This window comes from Halovivax ruber XH-70 (assembly GCF_000328525.1).
GTDB classification, from domain to species: domain Archaea; phylum Halobacteriota; class Halobacteria; order Halobacteriales; family Natrialbaceae; genus Halovivax; species Halovivax ruber.
The window spans coordinates 1,456,277-1,480,874 of record NC_019964.1 but is presented as its reverse complement, the minus strand read 5'-3'; the positions used below and the strand labels follow the sequence as shown (position 1 = coordinate 1,480,874).

Below are 24,598 nucleotides of genomic sequence, written 5' to 3'. Positions count from 1 at the left end.
CAGCTCGACCGCAGTCACTTTGGCGATACGGGAACCGAGTACGACCATGATAGCCAGTGAGGGACGACCTTGAACGCCAGTGGGAATCCAGACGCGCGGGTCGACGTCGCCGTCGATGCTGCGTCGGCTGGCGCGGCTGTCGCCCAGAACGCGTTCCGGTCTGATCTCGCCGTCGAGACGAAATCATCGAAGACGGACGTCGTGACACAGGCCGACCGCGACGCCCAGCGCGCGGTGATCGAACGAATCGAAACTGCGTACCCAAACGAGCGGATCGTCGGCGAGGAAGACGAGCAGTCGGGTGCGATCCCGGACGACGGCCGCGCCTGGATCGTCGATCCGATCGATGGGACCGCGAACTTCGTCGCCGGGATCCCGACGTTCTGCACGGCGGTCGCAGCCGTCGACGACGGGGAGGCGATCGCCGCGGCACTCGATTTTCCCGTTACCGGGGACCAGTACGTGTTCGATGGAACCGACGCGTGGCTAAACGACGACGAACTCGCGGTCAGCGATCGGGCGGACCCGCACGTGTGCACCGTGAGCCCGACGCTGTGGTGGGGCCGAGATCGTCGGGACGAGTACGCCAGCGCCTGTTCTGAAATCGTGCATCGCTTTGCCGACTTGCGCCGGGTGCGGTGTGCGCAGGCCGAGCTCGCGATGGTCGCAAGCGGCGCCCAGGATGGCACGTTCGCCAACGTATCCGCTCACCCGTGGGACACCGTCGCCGGCGTCTCGCTCGTCAGAGCGGCCGGTGGGACGGTGACCGATCTGGACGGGAACCAGTGGCGACACGACAGCGACGGACTCGTCGCGTCGAACGGGGAGATTCACAGCGAACTACTCGAGGCAGCAAACGCTGTCGACGACGTCGCCGAGCCCGCGTGACTGGACAGGACACCGATATTCAGGAGGGGCCTCGCCACGACCCGAACCGGAACCGATAACCGACCGCACGATAGGCCTCCGAGTATGCAGCAGTACATCGACCGCTACGGGGCCGAGCGGATCTGGGCGGCGACGGTCGTCGTCGTGTTCGGCGGACTCGCCCTCCTCGCGGCACTGTTCCCACAGCAGGTGTACGTCGAGTTCATCTGGGAGTACTTCTGGGGGCCAGTGGTCGCAGACGCGAACAACTGGAACTGTGTCGCCTGGGCCGGCGGCGAGGTGCAATCGTGTGACGTCGCCGGACCGGACGCCGGCCCGACTGCCAGTCCGGGATACACCTTTACCTCCTACGCAGGCTACATCCCGACGTTGCTTCTGTTGTTGACGGGATTCATCTTCGCTATCGAGCGACTCGATATCGAGCGCTACCGGGCCGGCTTCTGGGGCCTCTTTCCGTTCATGCTCTTCGGCGGGGCGCTTCGAACCGTCGAAGACGCGAACGTCGCCGTCCACGAAGCGACCGGCGACGCTGCGCTATCCCTGCCCTGGCAAGCGCTCATCATCAGCCCCTTCATCTACGTCGTCGTGGCGCTCATCGCGCTCGTCTCGCTCGTGATCGCCGTCTGGCTCGAACGGAACGAGTACGTCTCCGGCTACGAGTACCCGCTCGCGGGAATCGGAACCGGGTTACTCGTCCTCTCGCTCGCTATCCTCGCTTCGTGGGCGAGTACTGGCGGATACGGCTTTTTCCCGGGGCTCGCGGTAACCGTTCTCGTCGTTTCGACGGTGATCACCGGGGCCGTCTGGTGGACGATCGTTCAGTTCGCACCACAACTCAACGAGGGGACCGGGTACATGGGAATCCCGATCATCTGGGCGCACGCCGTCGACGGAACCGCGAACGTGATCGGCCTCGACTGGGCGACCGCATTCGGCCTCCCGTCGAATCTCGTCCCGAAGCACCCCGTCAACGCCGCGATACAGCGATACACGGGACAGCTCCTCCCCGAATCCATCACGTCGGTTATCGGCGACGTCTGGCCGTTCCTCCTCCTGAAAGTGGCCGCCGCCGTCTTCATCATCTGGGTGTTCAACGAGGAGGTCTTCGAGGAGAGTCCGCGCTTTACGATCATGCTCATGCTGACCGTCGTCGCCGTCGGCCTCGGTCCAGGGACCCGAGACATGCTCAGGGCCACGTTCGGCGTCTGAGCGGTACCGAAATCGGAGCGGTCGATTTGTACGCTTCTTGCGGTTCCGATCGGACCGGTGCGTGACTACGTGACGTAACTCGCTACGTGATCGAACGCCTCCATCCGGGAGCATCGAGTGTCCAATCGCGAACGTCTTTAGGAACGGGCCGACCACGTAGCGGTATGAGCGACCGCACAGGGGCCTGGTTCGAGGACGTCACGCGCCACGAGACGGCAGCGAGTGCGACCGCGATTCGATCGGGGTCGCGCGCAGAACCGGCCCCCTGGCCGGAACTGGCCGTCGAATCGGGGGCAGCGACGGACGAGGACGACTACTACGACTGGCTCCACGACGCGACCGTGGCAGCCACGGCAGACGCCGCCCAGGAACTCGAACGAGCCGACGATCGGCAACTCGTTCACGCCGTCCGTGCGATGGACGACTGTCGCCGAACGGCGAACGAACTCGCCGAACGACTCGCCGAGTGGGGCGGGACTGTCGACGACGAACCGGGGACAGGTGTCGCGTACGCCCGTCGCATCGTGGCCGGCGAAACGGCGATCGAGGACGAGACGATCACGTCGCTGGCCGAACGCGTCGTCGATCTCGAGGACGAAGCACTCGCGCTCGAAGACCGCCTCGACAGAGTGGCTCCGACTGTCGCACCGAACCTCGTCGCCCTCGCCGATCCGGTCCTCGCCGCGCGACTGATTTCACTCGCCGGCAGCCTGGAGGCGCTCGCGAAACAGCCGAGTGGGACAATCCAGGTCCTCGGCGCGGAGGACGCCCTCTTCGCACACCTTCGCGGCCACGCGCCGTCGCCAAAGCACGGCGTCATCTACACGCACGAGGCCGTCCGCGGTACGGCGCCGGCGAACCGGGGCTCCGCGGCACGGGCCGTCGCCGGAAAGCTGGCGATCGCCGCCAGGGTAGATCACTACGCTGGAGACAGACGTCCCGACCTCGAACGCGAACTGGCCGAGCGGATCGAGACGATACAGGCTCGCGACGGTGCAACTGAGTCCACGGAGGCGGGCACCGATGACTGACCTCCCGAGTGGCGTCGAACGCCGCGAGTTCGACGGACGTGAACGACTCGCGACGGAGGGTGAACCCGTCTACGGCGAACCGACCGACGGGACGTGGCGCGCCTGGGACCCCAATCGGTCCAAACTCGGCGCGATGTTCGAACTCGGGTTCGAAACCGGATTCGACGGCGGGCCGGACGAACGCGTACTCTACCTCGGGGCGGCGAGCGGGACGACCGTCGGCCACGTCGCCGACTTCGCGGGTCCGACGTACGCCGTCGAGTTCGCGCCGCGACCGGCCCGCGACCTCGTGTCGGTCGCCGAGGACCGAACCAGACTCTTTCCCCTCCTCGCCGACGCGCGACTGCCAGAACAGTACGCCCACGTCGTCGAAGCAGACGTGGACGTGATCGTCCAGGACGTCGCGACCCGCGGACAGGCACGCGTCGCGATCGAGAACCGCCCGTTCCTCGCCGACGACGGGCGACTCGTACTCGCCGTGAAGGCACGAAGTGAAGACGTCACCGCAGCGCCGACGGACGTCTTCGACCGCGTCCGTGACGAGCTGAGCGAGACGTACGAGATTCTGGAGAGTCGTCGGCTGGACGAGTTCCACACAGACCACCTCGGAATTATTGCACGCCCTCGATAACGTCGCCTCCCAGTCACGCACCGAACTGAGCGACGGTCGATCACCGAATCCCGAGCACCCGAGTGACCGTTGACCAGGTTCACGCTGCGCTGACTCTTCTGCTGGTTCCAAACCCTATTTACCGTCTCATCGGTAAGATGTGCCCGATGGACCGCGGGTCGCCTTCGACGTTCGACACGATGGGTACGCTCGGCGTCGAGGAGGAGTGTTACGTCGTCGACGCGCAGGGACGCCCGACGAGTGGGACGGACGAACTCGTGTACGAATCCGACCCGCCAGCCGTACTAGAGGGGCGACTCGATCACGAACTGTTCAAGTGTGTCATCGAAACGCAGACGCCGACCTTCGACGACCCCGACCGGACGGCCGACGTGCTCGAATCGATTCGATCGGCACTGTGTGAACACGCGAACGACCACGGGTTCGCCATCGCCGCGGCGGGATTGCATCCGCTCGCGAAGTGGCGTGAACTCGAACATGCCGAGAAACCACGATATCAGGCCCAACTCGATCGGATCCAGTATCCCCAGCACCGCAACACAACGGCCGGCGTCCACGTTCACGTCGGCGTCGACGATCCGGACAAGGCGATCTGGATCGCGAACGAGTTACGCTGGTACGTCCCGATCATCCTCGCGCTGTCGGCGAACTCGCCGATCTGGAACGGGTTCGACACCGGCCTCGCGTCGGCCCGGGCGAAAATTTTCGAGGGGCTCCCGAACACCGGCATGCCGACGTTCTTCGAGGACTACGAGGCGTTCGATCGGTTCGAGCGGCGGATGGTCGAACGAGGTGCGATCGACGACCGCGGTGAACTCTGGTACGACGTGCGCCCACACACTGGCCACGGCACCGTCGAGATCAGGACTCCTGACGGCCAGGTCGACCCAACCGTCATCAGCGCGTTCGTCGAGTACTGTCACGCACTCGTCTGCGAGCTCGCGGACGCGTACGAAGATGGCGAGCGTGGATACGCACACCTCCAGCGACGCGAACTGCTAGACGAGAACAAGTGGCGAGCTATTCGACACGGTCACGACGCGACGCTCATGACGCGGGACATGAGCGGCGAAATCGGCCTCGGCGAACTCGTCGACCGGGAGTGCGAGCGCCTCGACGTCGGCGGCCTCCGCCGTGTCTACGAAACCGATAGTGGCGCCGAACGGCAGCGACATATCCTCGCAGACGAGGGCGTCGACGCCCTGTGTGCCTCGTTGATGCTCGACGAAAACGACCTGAGCGGCATCTGAGCTGGTTACCCCCTTCGCTGCATATTGACCGACCGCTGCGTACCGAGCAAGACAGCGTAAGACGTCATCCGAGCGATCTCGCGACACGAAACACGCTCTCCGAACTCGCCACCGTTCGACGCAGAGAGTCGGGATCCGTTCGAGCGGTTCCAGTCCGTGTTCGAATCGGCGTATGGCTTCCACTCATCGTGGGACTCGGCTGGCGGCCGTTCGGTCCATTCCTGTCCGCTGGGACCGACTCGGACGATTGAAATAGCCGTCGCACCAATCGACGTGCGAACGACCGTGGTCTCGAATACACGCACCGGCGCAACCGGAGGAACCGATCGATTTGGCCGATTCGGGGTGCCGGAGCTGGTGGTGACGACCCTCGCACTCGTGAGTGCGACGATTCTCCTTGGGATTGCGACGAAAGCCGCGGGTGCCGGACTGGCCTGTGACGCGAACTGGCCGCTCTGTGACGGCGGCGTCCTGAACCTGTTTCCGGCGACGTTCCCGAGTTTCTTCGAGTGGATCCACCGGGTCGTCGCCGGTATCGCCGGCCTGTTCATCCTCGGGTCGGCGATCGTCGCCTGGCGAACCGACACCGATCGGTCCGTCGCGATCGCGCTGACGATCGGACTGGTCCTGACCCCCCTGCAGGTGGCACTCGGGGCCGGGACGGTCATCCTCTACGAGATCCCGATACTCAACTTGCACTTCTGGACGGCGATCGCCATCTTCTGTAGCTTCGGTATCGGCGCAATCCTGGTCTGGGAGCACCGTATTCCGACGAGAGCGGTCCCGCAAGCCCTCGGGCTGGCGACCGTTCTCGTTCCCCTTCAGGCCCTTCTCAGTCCACTCGTTATTTCCTCGTACACGCAGGTACTGCAGACCGCGCTGTACGCAGTGACACTCGTGTTCATCGGGTCGCTCCTCCTCGTTGCCATCGTCGGTCGCCGTCGGTTCGATGGATGGCTTCCAGCCGCCCTCACCGCCACGCCAGTACTCGGGCTGCTCGTCGCGTACTTCGGGCGTGAATCCGTCATGGGATTCGATCCGGTCGTGGTACTTGCCTACACAGTCGTCACGATCCTCGCCGTGCTGGTTTATGGGTGGCTGGGACTTCGAACGCGCTCGACCAGTCCTGTGAATTGAGTACCGCTCCATTTGGTTCGCCACAGCGATCGGTCCTGGCTATTTGCCGTATCCGACGGAAATACTGCTACAGAACAGCCGGAGAGCGCCCCTTAGATATTTACCCGACAGAAAGCAACCGTAAAATGTAAAGTGTAGGATGTCGAAGATTCAGTCATGCGTACCCTGGACGAAACCGACCTCCAAATCGTCGCCCTCCTGCTCGAAGATGCCCGACGGCCGTACAACGACATCGCCGATCGGGTCGACGTCTCTGCCCCAACCGTCTCGGATCGAATCGATCGCCTCCAGCAACTCGGCGTGATCCAGGGGTTCACCGTCGACATCGACCGGTCGTCGTTCGTCGACGGCATCGAACTCCTGATCGACGTGCAGCTGTGTGCCGTACAGAACGGGTGTGTCACGGCCGATCTCGCCAGTGTCGACGGCATCGAACACGTGTTCATGACCTCCGACGCTCGATTGCTCGCCATCGGCACGCTCGCGAGCGAACAGGTCGGTCCCTGTCTCCTCTCGGCACTCGAGGCCGACCAGATCGAGTCCTACCGTGTCCACCTCGTCCAGGAACGCGACTGGAACCCGTCTCTCACCGAGGATTCGATCAGCCTGACCTGTCACACCTGCGGCGATACCGTGACCGAAAACGGACTCTCGCTCCGGTTCGAGGGGAGCCTGTTCCACTTCTGTGACCGAGAGTGCCGGACGGCGTTCGAAGACGAGCGGACACCGATGGCCGAGACGGCCTAAACGACTGTCCGCTGTGTCGAACACAGAGCCTACGGTCGCCATCTCTGCCCTCCCCAGTCATCGGCGCTGCGTCCGAGGCGTGATCGATCGATACCACGATCGTTTTCCGGACAGCCACCCTCCGAACGGCCGTGAAACACCTGAGCGACCGTCAGTCGAATCCGTTCGGCCTCAGGCCGCCGTTCGATCGAAGCGACGCCGACGCCCTGGCTGCCGTTCCCGGTTACGGCGATCCGAACGCCGATTTTCACGTCATCGGCGATCACCCCGGCCGCCACGGCGGGACCGCATCCGGCGTTCCGTTCGACACCGATGACGACGAGTCGGGCGTCCGAACACTTCTGCGAACGCTCGGATTTCTCACCGGCGATCGATCGGCTCCGGAACTCGACAACTGCTTTCTGAGCTACGTCCACATGTGCACACTTCCGGACGACCGACCGCCGACGGACGAAGAGTACGCCCGTCTCGAGCGCTTCTTCGACGCAGAGTTACGGGCGATCAATGCCCACATCCTCGTATCCGTCGGCGAACAGGCGACCGCACACGTCCTCGAAGCGTACACGACACAGCGCTCGCGGGTCGACCTCGAGATGGAGACACTACACGCGACCGAACTTCGTGGCCGTGGGTTTCTCGTCGTTCCACTCGCCGATCCGCGCCGCTGGGACGAGACGTTGTTCGACGTTGCGCGCGACCGACTGGCGTCGATTCACGAGTCGGATTATCGGCAGACGAAAGGTGTGGCGACGCTCGTCGGGTGACAACGTTCCGTTCAGACGCCGAGCCGGCGACGGACGGCGAACCTGATCGGGAGGCCGATCGCACCGACGAGTGGGATGACGACGAAAGCGAGCAACTCGATCGGGAGCGTGGTCAGTTCGAACCAGCCAGCCAGTAAGCCGCACACGGGAGCGGCGACGGCGAGCAGGTACGCGTACGACGGTGACCAGCCAGGAAGGCGTTTCGTGTGATAGAGCACGACGCCGTAGAGAAGTGGCAGGAGCAGCGCACTGGCCAGGAGCACACCACCGTAGAGGGCACTCACCGTCCCGAGAGCGACGGCGAGGACGATGGTCTCGTCGATGGTGATCGGTCCCAGCAGTTCACCGCGTGTCCGGTAGCGCCAGCCGACGAGGATCCCGCAGACCGCCACGAACGCCCCGGCAAGCAGCGCGAGCCACAGTCCACCGGCGACCGGTGGGGTGACGAGTTCCACGTGCTGAACGTACGTGAGGGCTCGGTCCAGACCGTGGGTTCCGCTCGTGAGTGCTTGTGAGATGGCGTCGACGTCCGTCCCGGCTGCGCGGATCGCATCCCAGAGGGAATCGATTGCGGCGGCGTTTTCGCGTCCGTACTGGGCGAGACCGAAGACGTACAGTGCCGTCCCGATCCAGAGCAGCGGGCCGGCGAGGTTCAGCGAGTGCCACCAGCGGAGGAGGCGGCCAACGGCGCCGGTTCCAGTGAGGCCGGACCCCCTGGCAGTGGCGTCGTCCGGCCCCCAGGTCGTGCCAGTCTCGGTTCGGGCGTGGCCGCCGTCCGTCGTGCCCGTCGACGTGGCCCCCGACGCTGCGCCCGTCGTCTTCCCGTGGGCACTCCACGAACCCGTTTCACTCCTGACGGTCGAGCGATCGTCGGCATCCGAATCGTCGGCCGACGCGTCATCGGATGGGGCGGACCACTTGTCGGGCGACGGTAACCCGGACGTTCGTTTGGCAACGTAATCGAGGTGGCCGAGTCGATCGTACGCGCGCCGCTCGACGGGATCGCCGAGCACGTCGTACGCCGTCTTGAGGGCAGTAAACTGCGCTCGCGCGCGCTCGTCGTCGTTCAGATCGGGGTGGTAGATTCGGACCTGCTCGCGAAACGCAGCTTTGATCTCATCCTGCGAGGCGTCGGGCGGAACGTCGAGAAGATCGTAGAAGTCCTCGGTCATGGCGTCACTCGACTGGTCGGTAGTAAGACGTTCATATCCTCTCCGTATAATTCTGCTGTTCGGTCGTCGTCTGTCGATTCTCCTCGGCCCACCCGGTTTAGCGTTACGGCCGATCGATCAGACACGAGCGATACTGATTATGGTGGATTCTCGTCGAGAAAGTCCCACATCGTGGTCTGTGCCGGATCTACTCGTTCCGCAGGTGGACGGACAGGGTTCTTTCGATGTGCCCACCCCTCATCGGATGTGACGCCCTCCGCGTCTGTCCACGAGCCGAAGTCAGTCAGGGTGAGGAGCCTGGCATCGTCAGTGGTGGTCGACGAGTGCGTGTCTACGGCCGTTCCGATTGCGGCACCATCGTCGTCGGTCGTCTCGTCGCTGGACGATCGGGAGGCACGCCCGCCAGAGCCAGCAGATGACGCGTCGAGTTCGTCCAGCGTCCGTTGATCGGCAGCGTGCTCCTCAACCGGCCCTTCACTCGAGACCGACCCGGCGGTCGCATCGGACGGTGTCGAATCGCGGGCGTCAGCGCGCGATGGGGCTGAACGAGAATCGGGTGGCGAAGCGGTTGCATCTTCCCACCCGTCGAGTTTTGCCTGGTCGGCGGCGCCGAACTCGAGATTCGCCACCTTGACACCGAGTTTGCGGACGCGGTCGTCGGCGAACTCGGTAAAGAGGTCGCGGGCGATGTCGACGACGAGGTCGGCGTCGTCGATTGGCCCGGAGAGAGACCGTTCGCGCGTGTTGACGTCGTACGGTGGCAGGACGGCTTTGACACCGACAGTGCGATAAAGGGCGCCTTCACGCGTTGCCCGGTCAGCGACGGCCGCGGCGAGGGTTTCCAGCGTCTCTCGTTTTGCTTCCCAGTCTGTGACGGGGGAGGCGAACGCTGACTCTCGCGAGAAACTCTTCGGGAGCCCGCGCGGCGTGACCGGCCGGTCGTCTTCGCCCCGTGCGTACTCGACGAGTTCCCGGCCGCGTTCGCCGAACTGATCTTCGAGTTCCGCCGGATCTGCGTCGGCGACGTCACCGGCTGTTTCGAGCCCCATCGACCGCAGCTCTCGGGCGGTCACCGGGCCGACGCCGTGCAGTTCGGCGACGTCGAGTGGGGCGAGAAAGTCGCTGACGTCGCCGGGTTCGACGACGGTGAGCCCGTCCGGTTTGTCGTGATCGCTCGCGATCTTGGCGGCGCTCATCGACGGCGCGACCCCGATACTGACGACGACGCCAACCTCGCGTTGGATCCGTTCTTTGACGTGCCTGGCGAAGCCCTCGGCGACCGCCCACTCGGTTCGGTCGGTGACGTCGAGATAGGCTTCGTCGATGCTCACCTCCCGCACGACGTCGGCGCTCTCGTGGAGGATTGCCTGGACGTCCTCGCTCACCGATTCGTAGTACTCGATGTCGACCGGCCGATAGAAGCCCGTCTCCGACCGTTCGAGGCCGTCGTCCGAGTCGGCCGTAGCTCGTCTGGGCAAACGTTCGACAGCCTGGCTGATCGCCATCGCACTCTCGACGCCGAACGCACGGGCCTCGTAACTCGCCGTCGCGACGGCTCCGACGGACTCACCAGGCTCGTAGCCCATCCCGACGACGACCGGTTCGCCACGAAGGGCAGGTTCACGGAGGCGTTCACAGGCGGCGTAGAAACAGTCCGCGTCGACGTGGAGAACGATCGGCTTCTCGTCGGTCCCCGTCTCGACCCCCGGCAGCCGAGCCTCGTCCGCCATTGACGACACTCAGGAGTGAACGACCGTCAACGTTGCGACGAGGGTGCAGAGATGACAGGCCACTCGACCAGCCCGAGTCGATGGTACCCTCCCTCGACTGCCGGGAAAGGGCGCTTTTTGCCCCGGCACGTGGCAGTGAGTCGCATGGACTACGATCTGGATCGATTCACCTCTCGGCAATCGACGGTCCGCGCGAATCGGGGACTCGTCGCGACGAGTCAACCGCTCGCTGCACAGGCGGGGATCGAACTCCTCCGAAACGGGGGAAACGCGTTCGACGCCGCCGTTGCAACCGCCGCGGCGCTCAACGTCGTCGAACCGACATCGACGGGACTCGGCGGTGACGTCTTCGCTCTCTATCGAACCGCCGACGGCGAGGTCGGGGCGATGCGTTCCTGCGGTGGGGCACCCGCCGACGCGACGATCGAAAACGTCCGGACAGCCGTCTCGGAAGCCGACCCGGACCACCGATCGTCGTTCTACCCGACCGCCCGTGGGTACGCCGTCGACGACGTCTCCGATCCCGACGACGTCGAGATGCCGTTTCTCGGCCCACACGCCGTCACCGTCCCCGGGACGGTGCGCGGCTGGGAGGCGACGATCGACGCGTTCGGCGACAAATCCCTGGCCGACGCACTGCAACCAGCCATCCACTACGCGACGGCGGGGTATCCCGTCTCCGAAGTCATCTCCTACTACTGGCAGGGCGCCGAGAAGCTCTTCACCGACGAGCATGCCCGCGAGGCGTACCTGTTCGACGGTAAGGCGCCCGAACCGGGTCAGACGGTCACCCTGCCTCGACTCGGCGACTCCATGCGACGAATCGCCGACGAGGGTGCAGACGTCGTCTACGAGGGCGAGATCGCGGAGTCGATCGCGAGTGAGGTCCAGGACGCCGGCGGCTTTCTGACCATCGACGATCTGGCCTCGTTCGAACCCGAGTTCGTCGACCCCATCAGCACGACCTACAACGGGGCGGAGATCTTCGAGTTGCCCCCGAACAATCAGGGACTCATCGCCCTGGAAGCGCTCAACATCGCCGACGAGATCGGCGCCGGTGACCACCCCTACGAGTCGGCCGACCGGGTCCACGCGTTCGCCGAGGCGATGAAACTCGCGTTCGTGGACGGACACCACTACATCACCGATCCCGAGTACGAATCGATCCCGCCGCTCGGTTCGAAGTCGTATGCCCGGACGCGGGCCGAAGCGATCGGCCAGACTCCCATCGCGGATCCGGACATCGGCGTCCCGAACGCAAACGCCGAGGACGCCGACACCGTCCTCCTCACCGTCGGCGACGAGGCCGGCAACCTCGTCTCGTTCATCAACTCGCGGTTCGCCGGCTTCGGCTCCGGGCTCGTCGCCGGTGACACGGGCATCGCGCTCCAGAACCGGGGCGCGTCGTTTTCGCTCGATCCCGACCATCCGAACAGCCTGGAGCCGGGCAAGCGGCCGTTCCACACGCTCGTTCCCGCGCTCGCGAAGTTCGACGAGGACGACTGGGCCGCCTTCGGCGTCATGGGCGGCTACATGCAACCGCAGGGCCACGTGCAGGTCGTTTCGAACGTGGTCGACTACGACATGGGCTTGCAGGAAGCGCTCGACGCGCCACGCTGGCGCGTCCGCGAGGATAGCACGCTCGGTGTCGAAGAACGCCTGCCGAAGGCCGCGGCGCTCGCCAGACGAGGCCACGACGTTCGCGTCCTGCCACCGGTTCAGTTCGGTGGCGCACAACTCGTTCGTCACCGTAATGGCAGCCTCGCCGGCGCCAGCGAGCCCAGAAAAGACGGACAGGCGATCGGCTTCTGACCGACGCGGACAGTCTCGACCGGGGCGGCGACACCGCCGCTCAGGGCGCGTACTCGTCTTCGGTCAGACGAACGACGACCGTCTCGGAGACCTCACGGAGATCGTACTCGGGAATCTCGCCGTCCGTGCGGCTGACGTATAGCGGTTCGACGAGGCGACCGCGGTCCGCCGGTTCGTCCGGGCGGTCGGTCGCACCGTCCGGGTCGGATGCCCCACCGCCTGGATCGTCGGCCGTCGCCCCATCCGGCTGGTCGGTCGTCGTACCCACTGGATCGCCTGCCGTCGGTCCGTCCACCAGGTCCGGGTCGACGCCAGCCGGCGGCCCCTCGTCTCGCTCGCGTTGCCGTCGATCCTCGGGGTACTCGACGCCGTAGACCTTCAGGTACTCGCCCGTCTCGGTCGACGCAATCTCGTCGTTTCGCAGCGCGCGTGCGAGCGGGCGCGAGAGCCACTCCGTCTCGCTGACGCTCGGATCCTGGACGAGGACCGTGTCGACGAACCGCACGACGTACCACTGTAGATCGTTGCACAGCGAGATCGCCGCACCAAGACTTACCGTATCGACGGCGATCGAATTCTCGAACGGCCGGTGAAGATCGTACGTCGACAGGGCGTCTCGAGACGTTTCTCGTGAGAGGAGCTCGTACCGCAACGTCACGTCCTCGTCGCCGACGAAACAGACCCGGGTCACGTTCACAGCGTACGGGGGAGCAGTATTGGTGGTTTCGGCTTGGCGCTCACTTCCCGCTTGGCCCTGTCACGATCAGAACCGCCGCCCGTGGCCCAGTGCGATCGTGGATCTACTCGCGGAGTGAGACGAGCGTCGCGTCGGCCGCGGCCGCGTCAGCGCGTTCGAACATATCGGTGGGTTCGACCGCCAGAAGCGGATCGATTCGACCGTTGGTCTCGACGCGGTCCGGCGCGATTCGATTACACCCGGCCGGGATCGTCGAGTCGTGATAGGTTCCGATCTCGCGGGCGCGTTCGACGATTTCCTGTTTGTCCATCGTGAGCAAGGGCCTGTGGATGGGGAGGTCGGTCGCCCGACTGGTAACCGCCAGATTCTGGGCTGTCTGGCTCGACTTCTGGCCAAGGGCCTCGCCCGTGACGATCCCCTGTGCGCCGGTATCCGCGGCAATCGTTTCGGCGATGCGATAGAAAAAGCGTCGGAGCGACAGCATACGTCCCTGTTCCATGGTCTCGGCGAGGTGGGAGACGGTCTCGCCACCGGGGACGCGATAGACCGAGAGGTCGTGGTCGGGGGCGAACGACGCCAACGTCCGAACGGTCTCGACCGCGCGCGCTTCGTGATCCAGACCGCCGTACTCGCCCAGATCGACGTAGACTGGAATCACGGGACTGCCACGTCGCATCAGTTCGTAGGCCGCGACTGGCGAATCGATCCCGCCGCTCACCAGCGCGACCATGGGTGCCTGTGAGCCAAGCGGGAGGCCGCCAGGGCCGGCGACGGAGTCAGTGTAGATGTAGGCCGTCTCGCTGCGGACCTCAACGCCGAACGTGAGGTCCGGATCGTCCAGATCGACGGTTGGTTCGAACGACGATTCGACCGCCTCCCAGATCGCCGTCCCGCCAGCCTCCGCGACGGTCTGACTGGTGAACGGGAGGTTCTTGTCCGCGCGTCGCGCGTCGACGGCGAAACTCCCACCGTCGTAGACCGCCGGTGCGATGTTCGCGAGCGTGTCCGTGATCACCGAAAGCTCCGGTTCCACCGTCAGACACGGACTCGCGGAGACGACACCGAACGCGTCGGTCGCCGCGTCAACCGCCGCTTCGATGGTCGCTTCGGTCGTCTCGATCCGTGGCCGGTTCCACTCGCGGACCACGGTACCGGGAACCGATCGATCCGCCACGAGCGACTCCAGGTGCTCGACGAGCAGCCCCTCCATGTAGCGCTTGACGGACGTGCTCTTGGTATTGAGATCGCCGTGACGGACGAGCACGGTGTCGGCTCCCGGCGGATGCATGGCTCCCGATAGCTGCTCGGCCATATAAGGGGGTTGTTATCGCGACCGGGACCCGAGCCACGGCGAAAGAGTGGCAGCCGACGGGTCCGTGACTGCGGTGAGGTAGCAGATTGAGAACGTTCGATCCGCCTTAGAACGTGGTCAGTTCGCCCTCGATCACGCGGCGCGTGAGATCGGTGACGGCGCCCAGCTCGCGGTCGACGATCGCGGTGACCTCGTCTTCGACAGCCTCGATCGAGACACCGTCCTCGGTGACGACGTGGACGTCGGCGACGTGAGGGTGGTCGATCGGCCGGCCGATCTGGCTCAGTAGACGGACACGGAGGTCGCGGACGCCGTCGACCTCGGCGACCGTCGCCTGTGCGATCTGCGTCGAGAGGAGGTTGTAGATCTTCCCGATGTGATTGACGGGGTTCTTCCCGCTCGTCGCCTCCATCGACATCGAGCGGTTCGGGGTGATGAGGCCGTTCGCCCGGTTCCCCCGACCGACGGAACCGTCGTCACCCTGCTCCGCAGAGGTGCCCGTCACCGTCAGGTAGATCGAACCGGCATCGTAGTCGTCGGCCGTGTTGACGTGAACGCGAACCGTTCGATCGGTGTATTCGGCGGCCACGCCGGCGACGAATTCTCGGACGTCCTCGACGGCGTCGCGGTAGGCGTCCATGTCCGGGATGTGCTCGTCGATCATCGCGGCGGCAACCGTCACGTCGATCTCGTCGCCCTCGCGCTTGCCCATGATCTTCACGTCGGTGCCGAGTTCCGGATGGTCAGCAGAGTACGGGCCGTTGAGTCGGCGCTCAGCTTCCCGAACGATCTCTTCGGTCTCCGAGAGCGGCGCGTGGCCGACACCGTAGCTCGTGTCGTTGGCCATCGGGACGCTGACGTCGTCCTCACCGAAGACAGACTGCAGATCACCACTCCCCTCACCGAATTTGACGTCGACGACGATGTCCTCGCCGAACGTGAGTTCAGGGATCGTCTCGGCCAGATACTCGCGCGCTGCACGAAGTGCGATCGCTTCAGTCGGAATCGTCTGGCCGTCGTAGTGTTTCGTAGCCCGGCCGACGATCAGCAAGTAGATCGGGTCGACGACTTCCCCGCCGCCGAAGGCAGGCGCCGCCTCGCCAGCGACGAGCTGTGTCTCGTCCGTGTTGAAGTGAAGCACCGTTCCGACACGGTCGAGATACGTCTGCGCGAGTGCCTGCGAGACGTGTTCGGCGATGCCGTCACAGATCGAGTCCGGATGGCCGATGCCCTTTCGTTCGACGATTTCGATCTCCTGATCGTTTACCGCTCGTCGCTCGAACGGTTCGACGCGGATGTTCCGATCGGTCATTGAGGTCGAATTGCGCCGGCCCGGTCCTATAACTTGCGAAAATGAATACCGCTCCCCGCATTACTCCGAGTGGGTTCGATCGAACGGCGTCACGATGGTTTAGTGACCATTATCACGAGAATCGATCGAGCAACGTCGCGCCGGGTCAGTCGATCCACCCCAGGTCAGTTCAGTCGGTCCACGTCACGCGGAGTCGCTCGACGCGTCCAGAAGGAGACCGAGATAGGACGTCCGGATCTGCTCGTCGGGATCGAGATCGAGTCGTTCTACAACCTCGAACGCCCCGCGACGGACGGCGTCGACGTCCTCCTCGGTCGTCGCCTGTTCCACTTCCACGTACTGGCCAACACCCTCGACGTCGTCGAGTGTCACGGTGTACCCGTCGAGAGCGTACATACGTCGGTCCTTCCGGACGGTGGCGGCTTCGGTAAACCCGAGGCGGTCGAGAATCCCCTCGATCGCCGACTCGTCCCCGACTGACGTCTCGAACTCCTCTCTGGTCTTCGAATCTTCGTCGACGAGTGGTCCCTTGTAAGTCACCTTCACCTGCTCGTCGTCCCCGTCTCGTTCGCGCCGAATGCGAAGCGCCTCGTCCGTTTCGGCAAACGTCCGATGGGGCGCGTCGTAGTACACGTCAACTTGTGTCACCGATCGACGCAGGGTGGCCTCCACCCGCTCGAGACGCTCTCGAACACGCTCGTGATCGGCAGGTACCTTCACCTCGACCTCGTACATACGTGCCCGCACGACTCTCGCCGGGAAGAATCGGTCGTTTCGTCCTCGACTACCGACCGAGCCGGGCGCCGATGTCCAACCCAACTCACCGGTTCCGAATCGATCGCCTCCCGAGGCGGGCCCAGGCGGTCGACCCCGCGACAAAACGTCGTCCTTAAATGTGGACGGGGAAACGTACAACGTATGACCGATGAAGCTGAGTCCGAGGCTGAGACCCCGGTAGATGACGCAGACACGGAAACGGCCGACACAGACGAGTCTACGCCCGAGAGTGGGCTGCAGGACGGCGACTTTATCGAGATCGCCTACACCGCCCGCACGGTCGAGGACGACCAGCTCGTCGACACGACAGACCAGGAGGTCGCCGAGGAGGAAGGCGTCGCGGATCAGGGTCGTGAGTTCAATCCGCGAACGATCGTCGTCGGCGAGGGTCACATCTTCGAGAGCGTCGAGGACGCGATTCGCGGCAGCGAAGTCGGCGACAGCGGAACCGTGACCGTCCCCGCCGAAGAGGCCTTCGGCGAGTACGACCCGGACGACGTCGAGACCGTCAGTGCCGAGAAGATCGGCGAAGACGACCGCTACCCCGGCGCGCAGATCGAACTCGACGGGCGCCAGGGCTTCCTCGAGACGATCGTCGGTGGCCGTGCCCGCGTCGACTTCAACCACCCGCTCGCGGGTGAGGACGTCGAGTACGACTACGAGGTTCTCGACGAAGTCGAGGATCGCCTCCAGCAGGCGGCTGGCCTCTTCGAGATGTACATCGACGTCGAACCCGAGGTCCACATCGAGACCGACGAGGTCGAAGAGGAGGTTCTCGTCGAGACCGACGAAGACGAGGAAGACGAAGATGCCGAACCCGAGTACGAGACCGAAGTCGTCGAGAAGGAGACGCTGTACGTCGAGTCCACGCCACAGCTGACGATGAACCAGCAGTGGATGTTCTCCAAACAGCAGATCGCCCAGGACGTCATCGACAAGGTCGGCGTCGACCGCGTCATCGTGCAGGACATCATCGACGGCAGCGGCGGCATGGGCATGCCGGGTATGATGGGCGGCATGGGTGGCATGGGCGGCGGTGAAGACGGCCTCGAAGATGCGCTGGAAGACGCTGACGTCGACGCAGACGAACTCGTCGAAGAACTCGAAGCCGACGACGAGTAAGCGCGACCGCTGCGGTTGAGGCGAGTCTGTGGAACAGCTAACTACCAACTACGGGTGGACGTACCCGCGCATGACTGTCGATGCGTCGTAAGTACACCTGCTGGCGAAAACGTGGGAAAATCCGCGGTCTGTGATAATACGACCAGTAGCGACGAGCCACGGTACGGTGCTCGTCAGAGCTGACAGATGGACGAGTCTCGCTCGGTACCCGTCAGGACTGACAAGTGGACGAGTCTCGCTCGGTACCCGTCAGGACTGACAAGTGGACGAGTCTCGCTCGGTACCCGTCAGGACTGACAAGTGGACGAGTCTCGCTAGTCGAGCACTCTGGTCGGAGCGTCTCCCTCGGTGGGTCAGCAAACCCACCATCGCCATCCGTCGCAGGGTACGAGAGATGGGGTAGAAATTGAGAGGGTACTGTCGGAAACCGATCATCGGACTACGAGGACGACACAGGGACTAGTGCCACTCGGATCAACGCTGAACATCACCCTCTGAAGGAATCCGTTCTATCCGTGACGGCCTGTCTTTCTCGAAGGTCACTTGATAGATGTCCGGCATCGACAACTGTTGCCAGAATTCGAAATCATACGTCTCGTCATAGTAGTTCAAAATCAAGGTCAGAAGGTTACCGTGAGTCCCGATTACAATATCTTCCCCAGTCCACCGTTCGAGAGTTCTTTCGACCGCCGCAATCCCTCGTTCTTGCGCGACCTCGTTTGATTCCCCACCTTCCCACGAAAAGGACGGATCCTTCCACACTCGCGAAATTGCTTTCTCAAAGTCCGCAACGTGGCTCTCGGCCAGTGTTCGTTCTCTAAACCCACTCTCTGTAATGACAGCTGTCCCTACGGCCTCGGCAATTTCTTGTACGGTTTCAACTGCACGAGTATAGGGGCTTGATACGACGACATCAATATCATATTCTGTGAGGGTTCTGGCGACGTGGAGTGCGTCTCGACGACCCTGCTCTGATAACCCACGTTCAGCCTCCCTATTCGGTACGTAAGGAGAGTGTGCGTGGCGTACGAAGTAAAGAGTAGTTTGAGTACCCATCTTGTTCCTGTCCTACACCTCACGGGTGTAATAGTTTATCATCCGTCAGATGTTAGCGCTACTACCCCGTCAAATACGGAAATTCGAGCTACTGTCGACGCAATAACGATAGGTCCACACGATCGGCCAGGAGGCTCTCATGCGACAGCGTACCGATTCGATCGAAACGGCCAAGAGGCTCGCGTCAGGCGATGTCGCGGCTCGTGTCGATCGCCATCTGTTCGGCCATCTCGAGTTTGATCCGTTCGGTCGGCGCGCCGCCGGCTCTGAACTTCGGGATCGTGAGGAAGTTCTCTAACTCCGCCGCTCCGATATTCGTCTCCAGATCGAAGACGGCGTCGGCCATGTGGAGCGTCGCCGACCGGTTGGCGGGAATCGTCTCGCGTTTCAGGCAGTGGAGAACGGCGATACTACCCGTTTCGAGCATCTGGCTCTTGAGTTCGTTCAGGAAGACGCGGTAGTCGTCGATTCCCGTCTCTTCGAGGACGTCCATCGTATCGATGATCAGGTTCGCGCCGTCGGGGAGCGCACCGACCAGTCGACGGGCATCAGTGATCGGATCGTCGCCAGTGATCTGCCTGATCGTTGGACTCCCGACGCGTGCCTGTGAGGCGTCTAGGCAGTGGCGAATCGCGTCGTCGGATCGCTCCGTCGAGATGTACAGCGTGCCACGCGCGGCCGTCAGTTCGTAGAGAAGCAGTTCCGATTGGCTGGCTGGCGAGGCCGTGTAGGCGACGATACACCCCGGTGGTAACCCGCCGTCTAGCTTCCTGTCGAGAACGTCGATACCAGTTTCTAACCGCCCAGCCATGTACCTGTGGGCAATTTCGCTACAGCGGTGATAACTCTTTGCCTTCCCCCGGTATCCGCCCTGATTCGCGACGGAGCGAATACGAGGCGGTCGACTGCTCGGCAAAACCGATTGGTTCCTGTGACTGGCGGGCAGCGACGCGTCTCGGATGGGGAGATTGAAGGGCACCCCCCACGCAGATGGAGTAGATGCGACACGGCAATATTCTCACGAGCAAACAACTATCCCGCGAGGATATCGAAACCGTCCTCGACCGTGCAAACGAACTGGATGGGGACGGATCGGCGCTCGCGGGGGAGTACAGTGATACGCTGCTCGGCCTGCTGTTCTTCGAACCGAGTACGCGAACGAAGATGAGTTTCGAGACGGCGATGAAGCGTCTCGGTGGGGACGTCGTCGATATGGGTGCCGTCGACTCCTCCAGTATCACGAAGGGAGAAAGCCTGGCCGATACCGTTCGCGTCATCGAAGGCTACACCGACGCCATCGTGTTGCGCCACCCGAAACAGGGTGCGGCAAAACTGGCGAGTGAGTACGTCGACGTTCCGGTCATCAACGCCGGAGACGGCGCTGGCCACCATCCAACACAGACGCTCCTCGATCTGTACACGATCAGAGAAACGGCGGGGCTGGACGACCTGACTATCGGGATCATGGGCGACCTGAAGTACGGACGGACCGTCCACTCACTCGCATACGCCCTCTCGAACTTCGATACTCGACAGCACTTCATCAGTCCCGAGAGCCTGCAACTCCCGCGAGAGGTCGTCTTCGACCTCCACCAGGAAGGCGCGTCCCTGAAAGAACACGAGTCGCTCGACCCGGTGTTGTCCGAACTCGACGTGCTCTACGTCACCAGGATCCAGCGCGAGCGCTTCCCCGACGAGAACGAGTACCAGAAGGTCGCAGGCGAGTACTGCATCACCGCCGAGACGCTCGACGATGCTAGCGACGATCTGACGGTGATGCACCCGCTCCCGCGAGTCGACGAAATCGCGCCGGACGTCGACGCCACGGAGCACGCAACGTACTTCGAACAGGCTCACAACGGCGTTCCGGTTCGCATGGCGCTGTTAGACCTCTTGCTGGGTGAGGACGATGAGTGAGAACCACAAGCTCCGTGTGAGCAAGATCCGAAACGGCACCGTCATCGACCACGTCCACGCCGGGCAGGCGTTGAACGTCCTGGCAATTCTCGGAATCGACGGCTCCGACGGCGAGGAGGTGTCCGTCGGGATGAACGTCCCGTCGGATCGACTCGCGACGAAGGACATCGTGAAAGTCGAAGGACGCGAGCTGAACCAGGACGAAGTCGACGTTCTCTCGCTGATCGCCCCCGAAGCGACGATCAACATCGTCCGCGAGTACGACGTCGTCGAGAAACACCGGGTCGAACGACCGGACACGGTCGAGGGGATCCTCTCGTGCCCGAACGCCGGGTGTATCACCGCAGCGGACGAACCGGTCACCTCGCGCTTCGACGTGCTCGCGGACGGAGTCAGGTGCGTCTACTGTGAACGCATCGTTCGCGACGAGATCGCGTCACTTATCGAACCCTAATTTCTCACTGAATATATTGCTCCAAAAGAGTTAATAGGGAGCGCAACCCAGTTTCTTGTATGTCTCGAACGATGAAGTTCGCGCTCGCGCTGGTCGCTATCGTCGTGGTCTGGAAGCTCTACAGCAGCGTCACCCCCGACACGGTCGAGTACGAACCAGACCCCCAGGCGGAGACGGCCTGACCCGGCACAGTCAACCAAAACCGACCGGTCGACGCAGCCACCGAACCGGTGAACGAACGGCTTAACACGGAGCGGACGAAGGGCGACGCATGGTCGGCGTCGTCACTCGAAACGAATCCGAAGTCACGTGGGACGAATTCGATCGCGCATTTTACGAGGTCAAGGACGTGACCGGCCGGTCGGCCGAGCCGCTCGCGAGTGCCGTAAACATGGTTTCCTGTTTCGGCGACAACGCCGCCGCCGACGCCGAGCCGTCGCTCGTTGCGGTCGACGACGAGGGAAATCGGGCGACTCGCGATCAGCCGTACTTCGACTGGGCGTCAATCTGTCCTTCCCGAGCAGATTATCGCGAGGGATTGTTCGAAATTATCGACGATTGCGTCGACGCGAACGAGGACGTCCGACTCGACGACGTGGGGTTCCCACGGAGTGAATACTGTCACTGCTCGGTCTGTCGAGAACGGTTCCAGGAGAGTGACATCGACGAGTGGACTGGGTGGCGATCGGACGTCATCACGTCGTTCGTCGCCGAGGCGACGGCGCGAATCCCCGGTCGGGTGTATCTAACGCTCTACCCGGACCCCTACCCGGGCCACCTCTACGAACGATCCGGACTGGATCTGGAAGCGATCGAACCGTACGTCGACGAGTTCGTCGTCCCGCTGTACGATACGGCCTACGGAACCACCTACTGGCTCGAGTCACTCGCGAAGGGGTTCGATAGTGCCCTCGAAACGCCGTTCAGCATCGAGCTCTACGCCGTCGACGTCGATATCGACGCTCTCGCTCACGCAGCGTCGGTCGCCGAGACGTACGCGAACGATGTCTACTTCGGGTACGACGCCAGCAACGGACGCGCCACCGTCCGACGAATGCGAGCGGACGACCGGGAGGGCGAGACGTTCGGTGCACCGGACTCCTGAGTCTCGAGAGTCACCAGGGCCAGTTCGACAGTCCTGTTGCCCGTAATCAGTCCTGATCAGTGTCCGTATCCGAATCACGATCGCGGAGATCGCGATCCGTGTCGGAGTCCGAATCACTATCGGAATCTCCCCGGTTAGAATCGCTGTCGAGATCGGCCAGCCCCGCGTCCATATCACTGTCCCGGTCGCCCTGCTCGGTGTCTTGCTCTCGGTCGTGCCTGTGCCGATCGGTGTCGGTCAGTCCATCCCCGGTCCCGCCGGTTCGATCCCCGTCGCCGACGGCAGGATCCATCGCTTCGCCTTCGTCGCGGCTGGGCCCGGAGGACGAACCATGGCCGCGACCAGCTCGGTCGGTATCTGAAAACTCCGGCCCGGCGCCCACTGAGTCGTCCATCGACCGGTCAGCTGGTCTGTCCGTCGATCCCATCCCTGTACTCGACTCGTCCCTGTCGTGTCCAGCGTCGCGACCGGCGTCACGACCAGTGCCCATCGCTCCACCGGATATTGTCTCGTCGTGTAGATCGCCGCCGAGTCGTATCTCGTCGCCAGTGACGCGTTCGACCGATTCCTCCTGAAGTGGATACGCGTCTTCGCCGGTCCCTTCCCACCCGAGTGCGGCCTTGATGCTGTCCGTGATTCCCGGATCGGGTGTGACGTGGGCGGTCCCGTGCTCGACGGCCGTCACCATCCCGACCTCCTCGCCACTCGCGTTCACGACGGACTTTCCGACGTCGTCTTCTCCGAATGCTGCGCACATGACACCACCACTCACACCAGCCGCCGGGTAGCCGGTGGTGCTTGCACATCACGGGGCCAACACCGGTCAGAATCTTCGTACGAACGACTATGGCTGACGTCGTTACGGGTGGTATTCGCTCTTCACATCGTTCGCAGGAAAACGGGCCGGGCGCGGCCGGTAGGAAGGGTTGCAAGTTGACCGATGCCCTCATCCAATCGAGCATGGAGCCACTACCGGTGTCAGAGAGCTAGCCGACGGTAGTTACGTGACCTGGACGAACTCCGCGGCGCCACTCTGCTCGACGGTGATACGGTAGCCGCTGTACGTGAATTCGACGGTGATCTGTGCCTCTGGTGACGGCGGATTCGAATACAGCTTCGAGATTACCCCGTCGATGCAGTTGTAGGTCGGTGTCAATTCGTCCGGTTGTTTCCCCTCGAGCTCAGCGACAACTTCCGCAATCGCAACAGCCGGCTCCGCTCTGTCAGTGTTCATTTTCCGGTGAACGATCTCGTCTTCGTGGGATTGTGTCATGGTGTCTCCATAGTTCGGTGTCGGGGGTGGAATGGATGTAGTCGGGCGCTGTGCTCAATCGCCCGCGGCGGGCGGAGCATGGCCGTCGATACGTGCCGCCTGGTCGATGAACTGGCTGAGCCCATTGATTCCGTCAAGCTGGATCGATTGGCCATCCTGAGCGAACGTGATGAGGCCAGCATCAGCGAGCTTCGGGAGGTGCATATGACGAAGTTGCACCTCGATGGTAGTACTGTTGATGGTTTGACTCTCCTCAGGTTGATCAGCGTCCCAGTTGGCGAGTGAAGCAGTCAGCGTGTCGAAGTCCACGGTCTCGGACTCTCGGATCAGGTGATACAAGACGTAGCGCCGGTACGGATGCCTCAATAGGGTAAAGATCTCGTTCATCTCTGATTTTGTTCGTGCTTCCATCACCCCATAGTCTGGGCCGGACCCTCTTAATCTCTTTTTAGTGATAAGTTTATATATTTGATAACACAAGCCAGGAGAGCCATTTACTTGACTTTCCCAAGCACAATAGGGGTGACAGTCATGCCAAACTCAGTACGAGTCCGGGACTCCGACAATTGTTATCCGTCCCGACGCAAACTACTCCTCGGACGAACCGATTTCCTCGGCCGCATCGGGATCCTCACCGGCAAACTTCTGATGGAAGTGATTCCATGGCTGGATGTGTTCTTCTGCCAGAATGTTGCTACTCACGATTCGGAGGCCGAGCGCGTCTAACTGGTCGGTACTCTCCTCGACTTCAGACGTCGATTCGGCGACGACCTCGACGTGGAGGTTTTCCTCGCCGGACAGCATTTCCCGGACGTTGACGACACCCCGAACTTCGAGGGCTTCCTCGGCCATCTCCGACCGGCGGGAAAGGTCCGTCGAGCAGATGAACAACACTTGCATCGGATACCCCGCCCGCTCGTAGTCGAGTTCCGGATTGTAGCCGGTGATAATGCCCTGCTCCTCCAGTTGCTTGATTCGGTTGTGGATGGTCGTTCCGGTAACGTCCGTTTCATCAGCGATGTCCGTATCGGAGGCCCCGCGGGCGTCCAACTGTAACAGGTGCAGGATGCGCCTGTCGAGATTGTCGAGTGGGTCGTTTTCCATATCGTCAGGTACGCCGGCGAACCAATTGATTCATTCGTCACTACTGGACCCAGCCGTCTCTGAAAGCAAAGGCGGTCGGTGGTTCCTTTCTCCCCTTT

General features: G+C 63.0%; 26 protein-coding genes. 14 read left to right on the top strand and 12 right to left on the bottom strand.

All coding sequences use genetic code 11. The annotated features are described in order from the left end of the window. Window positions 1–69: 69 nt before the first annotated feature. The 8 genes from HALRU_RS06935 to HALRU_RS06900 all read left to right on the top strand — a co-directional run bounded on the left by HALRU_RS06935 (window position 70) and on the right by HALRU_RS06900 (window position 7,657). Entirely contained in the window at window positions 70–888 is an 819-nt protein-coding gene (locus HALRU_RS06935; RefSeq protein ID WP_015300687.1) for an inositol monophosphatase family protein, read from the top strand. An 84-nt stretch (window positions 889–972) separates the two neighbouring features. Then, window positions 973–2,097 carry a DUF63 family protein gene (locus HALRU_RS06930; RefSeq protein WP_015300686.1) on the top strand — a complete coding sequence of 375 codons (1,125 nt, stop codon included), beginning with the start codon at window positions 973–975 and terminating at the stop codon, window positions 2,095–2,097. Window positions 2,098–2,261: 164 nt separating this feature from the next. Then, on the top strand, window positions 2,262–3,128 hold the full coding sequence (locus HALRU_RS06925) for an NOP5/NOP56 family protein (protein WP_015300685.1): 867 nt from the start codon (window positions 2,262–2,264) through the stop codon (window positions 3,126–3,128). Then, window positions 3,121–3,759 carry a fibrillarin-like rRNA/tRNA 2'-O-methyltransferase gene (locus HALRU_RS06920; RefSeq protein WP_015300684.1) on the top strand — a complete coding sequence of 213 codons (639 nt, stop codon included), beginning with the start codon at window positions 3,121–3,123 and terminating at the stop codon, window positions 3,757–3,759. Before HALRU_RS06925 ends, HALRU_RS06920 begins: the two co-directional genes overlap by 8 nt. 146 nt (window positions 3,760–3,905) lie before the next feature. Next, window positions 3,906–5,009: a glutamate--cysteine ligase gene (locus tag HALRU_RS06915; protein ID WP_015300683.1), complete on the top strand. Its 1,104-nt coding sequence runs from the start codon at window positions 3,906–3,908 to the stop codon at window positions 5,007–5,009. Window positions 5,010–5,369: 360 nt separating this feature from the next. Further along, entirely contained in the window at window positions 5,370–6,146 is a 777-nt protein-coding gene (locus HALRU_RS06910; RefSeq protein ID WP_245547796.1) for a COX15/CtaA family protein, read from the top strand. Between the two features lie 156 nt (window positions 6,147–6,302). Further along, entirely contained in the window at window positions 6,303–6,893 is a 591-nt protein-coding gene (locus tag HALRU_RS06905; protein WP_015300681.1) for an AsnC family transcriptional regulator, read from the top strand. Window positions 6,894–7,024: 131 nt separating this feature from the next. Then, window positions 7,025–7,657, top strand: coding sequence for a uracil-DNA glycosylase family protein (locus HALRU_RS06900; RefSeq protein ID WP_015300680.1), 633 nt, complete (start codon window positions 7,025–7,027; stop codon window positions 7,655–7,657). Window positions 7,658–7,668: 11 nt separating this feature from the next. Here the strand turns inward: HALRU_RS06900 and HALRU_RS06895 are convergent, their stop codons facing one another. Together HALRU_RS06895 and dinB are read right to left on the bottom strand one after the other, a co-directional pair. Beyond that, complete coding sequence (locus HALRU_RS06895) at window positions 7,669–8,829, bottom strand: J domain-containing protein (protein ID WP_015300679.1); 1,161 nt, start codon at window positions 8,827–8,829, stop codon at window positions 7,669–7,671. A 137-nt stretch (window positions 8,830–8,966) separates the two neighbouring features. Next, window positions 8,967–10,559, bottom strand: a complete 1,593-nt coding sequence (gene dinB / locus HALRU_RS06890; RefSeq protein WP_015300678.1) for a DNA polymerase IV — start codon at window positions 10,557–10,559, stop codon at window positions 8,967–8,969. Window positions 10,560–10,703: 144 nt separating this feature from the next. On the opposite strand from dinB, the gene HALRU_RS06885 reads away from it, so the two are divergent. Beyond that, complete coding sequence (locus HALRU_RS06885) at window positions 10,704–12,371, top strand: gamma-glutamyltransferase family protein (RefSeq protein ID WP_015300677.1); 1,668 nt, start codon at window positions 10,704–10,706, stop codon at window positions 12,369–12,371. A gap of 40 nt (window positions 12,372–12,411) precedes the next feature. Here HALRU_RS06885 and HALRU_RS06880 read toward each other — a convergent pair whose 3' ends face one another. The 4 genes from HALRU_RS06880 to cyaB all read right to left on the bottom strand — a co-directional run bounded on the left by HALRU_RS06880 (window position 12,412) and on the right by cyaB (window position 16,427). After that, entirely contained in the window at window positions 12,412–13,062 is a 651-nt protein-coding gene (locus HALRU_RS06880) for a DUF5804 family protein (protein ID WP_015300676.1), read from the bottom strand. Window positions 13,063–13,171: 109 nt separating this feature from the next. Then, entirely contained in the window at window positions 13,172–14,356 is a 1,185-nt protein-coding gene (locus HALRU_RS06875; RefSeq protein ID WP_015300675.1) for a tRNA sulfurtransferase, read from the bottom strand. Window positions 14,357–14,486: 130 nt separating this feature from the next. Beyond that, window positions 14,487–15,692 carry a methionine adenosyltransferase gene (locus tag HALRU_RS06870; RefSeq protein WP_015300674.1) on the bottom strand — a complete coding sequence of 402 codons (1,206 nt, stop codon included), beginning with the start codon at window positions 15,690–15,692 and terminating at the stop codon, window positions 14,487–14,489. Window positions 15,693–15,875: 183 nt separating this feature from the next. Next, on the bottom strand, window positions 15,876–16,427 hold the full coding sequence (gene cyaB, locus HALRU_RS06865) for a class IV adenylate cyclase (protein WP_015300673.1): 552 nt from the start codon (window positions 16,425–16,427) through the stop codon (window positions 15,876–15,878). Window positions 16,428–16,610: 183 nt separating this feature from the next. Here cyaB and HALRU_RS06860 point away from each other — a divergent pair, with 183 nt between their 5' ends. Beyond that, on the top strand, window positions 16,611–17,591 hold the full coding sequence (locus HALRU_RS06860; RefSeq protein ID WP_015300672.1) for an FKBP-type peptidyl-prolyl cis-trans isomerase: 981 nt from the start codon (window positions 16,611–16,613) through the stop codon (window positions 17,589–17,591). 474 nt (window positions 17,592–18,065) lie between these two features. Here the strand turns inward: HALRU_RS06860 and HALRU_RS06855 are convergent, their stop codons facing one another. After that, a complete protein-coding gene (locus HALRU_RS06855) occupies window positions 18,066–18,647 on the bottom strand; it encodes a histidine phosphatase family protein (protein ID WP_015300671.1) in 582 nt (193 codons plus the stop codon). 184 nt (window positions 18,648–18,831) lie between these two features. After that, the gene (locus HALRU_RS06850) at window positions 18,832–19,458 is read right to left on the bottom strand and encodes an RAD55 family ATPase (RefSeq protein WP_015300670.1); all 627 of its coding nucleotides are present in this window, start codon (window positions 19,456–19,458) and stop codon (window positions 18,832–18,834) included. Between the two features lie 188 nt (window positions 19,459–19,646). Here HALRU_RS06850 and pyrB point away from each other — a divergent pair, with 188 nt between their 5' ends. The 4 genes from pyrB to HALRU_RS06835 all read left to right on the top strand — a co-directional run bounded on the left by pyrB (window position 19,647) and on the right by HALRU_RS06835 (window position 22,123). After that, window positions 19,647–20,564 carry an aspartate carbamoyltransferase gene (gene pyrB / locus HALRU_RS06845; protein ID WP_015300669.1) on the top strand — a complete coding sequence of 306 codons (918 nt, stop codon included), beginning with the start codon at window positions 19,647–19,649 and terminating at the stop codon, window positions 20,562–20,564. Then, complete coding sequence (gene pyrI, locus HALRU_RS06840; protein WP_015300668.1) at window positions 20,557–21,018, top strand: aspartate carbamoyltransferase regulatory subunit; 462 nt, start codon at window positions 20,557–20,559, stop codon at window positions 21,016–21,018. Before pyrB ends, pyrI begins: the two co-directional genes overlap by 8 nt. A 59-nt stretch (window positions 21,019–21,077) precedes the next feature. Continuing rightward, window positions 21,078–21,200, top strand: coding sequence for a hypothetical protein (locus HALRU_RS16105; protein WP_015300667.1), 123 nt, complete (start codon window positions 21,078–21,080; stop codon window positions 21,198–21,200). Window positions 21,201–21,289: 89 nt separating this feature from the next. After that, complete coding sequence (locus tag HALRU_RS06835) at window positions 21,290–22,123, top strand: hypothetical protein (RefSeq protein WP_015300666.1); 834 nt, start codon at window positions 21,290–21,292, stop codon at window positions 22,121–22,123. Window positions 22,124–22,169: 46 nt separating this feature from the next. Here HALRU_RS06835 and HALRU_RS06830 read toward each other — a convergent pair whose 3' ends face one another. The 4 genes from HALRU_RS06830 to HALRU_RS06815 all read right to left on the bottom strand — a co-directional run bounded on the left by HALRU_RS06830 (window position 22,170) and on the right by HALRU_RS06815 (window position 24,500). Then, window positions 22,170–22,880, bottom strand: a complete 711-nt coding sequence (locus HALRU_RS06830) for a hypothetical protein (RefSeq protein WP_015300665.1) — start codon at window positions 22,878–22,880, stop codon at window positions 22,170–22,172. Window positions 22,881–23,123: 243 nt separating this feature from the next. Continuing rightward, window positions 23,124–23,396, bottom strand: coding sequence for a HalOD1 output domain-containing protein (locus HALRU_RS06825; RefSeq protein WP_015300664.1), 273 nt, complete (start codon window positions 23,394–23,396; stop codon window positions 23,124–23,126). A gap of 54 nt (window positions 23,397–23,450) precedes the next feature. After that, on the bottom strand, window positions 23,451–23,807 hold the full coding sequence (locus tag HALRU_RS06820) for a DUF7344 domain-containing protein (RefSeq protein WP_015300663.1): 357 nt from the start codon (window positions 23,805–23,807) through the stop codon (window positions 23,451–23,453). A gap of 177 nt (window positions 23,808–23,984) precedes the next feature. Then, a complete protein-coding gene (locus HALRU_RS06815) occupies window positions 23,985–24,500 on the bottom strand; it encodes an Lrp/AsnC family transcriptional regulator (protein WP_015300662.1) in 516 nt (171 codons plus the stop codon). Window positions 24,501–24,598 lie beyond the last annotated feature (98 nt).

Bases quoted from the DNA above. Each gene is read 5' to 3' on its own strand.
- HALRU_RS06930 (WP_015300686.1), top strand. From the start codon at position 973: ATGCAGCAGTACATCGACCGCTACGGGGCCGAGCGGATCTGGGCGGCG.
- HALRU_RS06925 (WP_015300685.1), top strand. From the start codon at position 2,262: ATGAGCGACCGCACAGGGGCCTGGTTCGAGGACGTCACGCGCCACGAG.
- HALRU_RS06920 (WP_015300684.1), top strand. From the start codon at position 3,121: ATGACTGACCTCCCGAGTGGCGTCGAACGCCGCGAGTTCGACGGACGT.
- HALRU_RS06915 (WP_015300683.1), top strand. From the start codon at position 3,906: ATGGACCGCGGGTCGCCTTCGACGTTCGACACGATGGGTACGCTCGGC.
- HALRU_RS06905 (WP_015300681.1), top strand. From the start codon at position 6,303: ATGCGTACCCTGGACGAAACCGACCTCCAAATCGTCGCCCTCCTGCTC.
- HALRU_RS06895 (WP_015300679.1), bottom strand. From the start codon at position 8,829: ATGACCGAGGACTTCTACGATCTTCTCGACGTTCCGCCCGACGCCTCG.
- dinB (WP_015300678.1), bottom strand. From the start codon at position 10,559: ATGGCGGACGAGGCTCGGCTGCCGGGGGTCGAGACGGGGACCGACGAG.
- HALRU_RS06885 (WP_015300677.1), top strand. From the start codon at position 10,704: ATGGACTACGATCTGGATCGATTCACCTCTCGGCAATCGACGGTCCGC.
- HALRU_RS06875 (WP_015300675.1), bottom strand. From the start codon at position 14,356: ATGCATCCGCCGGGAGCCGACACCGTGCTCGTCCGTCACGGCGATCTC.
- HALRU_RS06870 (WP_015300674.1), bottom strand. From the start codon at position 15,692: ATGACCGATCGGAACATCCGCGTCGAACCGTTCGAGCGACGAGCGGTA.
- cyaB (WP_015300673.1), bottom strand. From the start codon at position 16,427: ATGTACGAGGTCGAGGTGAAGGTACCTGCCGATCACGAGCGTGTTCGA.
- HALRU_RS06860 (WP_015300672.1), top strand. From the start codon at position 16,611: ATGACCGATGAAGCTGAGTCCGAGGCTGAGACCCCGGTAGATGACGCA.
- HALRU_RS06855 (WP_015300671.1), bottom strand. From the start codon at position 18,647: ATGGGTACTCAAACTACTCTTTACTTCGTACGCCACGCACACTCTCCT.
- HALRU_RS06850 (WP_015300670.1), bottom strand. From the start codon at position 19,458: ATGGCTGGGCGGTTAGAAACTGGTATCGACGTTCTCGACAGGAAGCTA.
- pyrB (WP_015300669.1), top strand. From the start codon at position 19,647: ATGCGACACGGCAATATTCTCACGAGCAAACAACTATCCCGCGAGGAT.
- pyrI (WP_015300668.1), top strand. From the start codon at position 20,557: ATGAGTGAGAACCACAAGCTCCGTGTGAGCAAGATCCGAAACGGCACC.
- HALRU_RS16105 (WP_015300667.1), top strand. From the start codon at position 21,078: ATGTCTCGAACGATGAAGTTCGCGCTCGCGCTGGTCGCTATCGTCGTG.
- HALRU_RS06835 (WP_015300666.1), top strand. From the start codon at position 21,290: ATGGTCGGCGTCGTCACTCGAAACGAATCCGAAGTCACGTGGGACGAA.
- HALRU_RS06830 (WP_015300665.1), bottom strand. From the start codon at position 22,880: ATGTGCGCAGCATTCGGAGAAGACGACGTCGGAAAGTCCGTCGTGAAC.
- HALRU_RS06825 (WP_015300664.1), bottom strand. From the start codon at position 23,396: ATGACACAATCCCACGAAGACGAGATCGTTCACCGGAAAATGAACACT.
- HALRU_RS06820 (WP_015300663.1), bottom strand. From the start codon at position 23,807: ATGGAAGCACGAACAAAATCAGAGATGAACGAGATCTTTACCCTATTG.
- HALRU_RS06815 (WP_015300662.1), bottom strand. From the start codon at position 24,500: ATGGAAAACGACCCACTCGACAATCTCGACAGGCGCATCCTGCACCTG.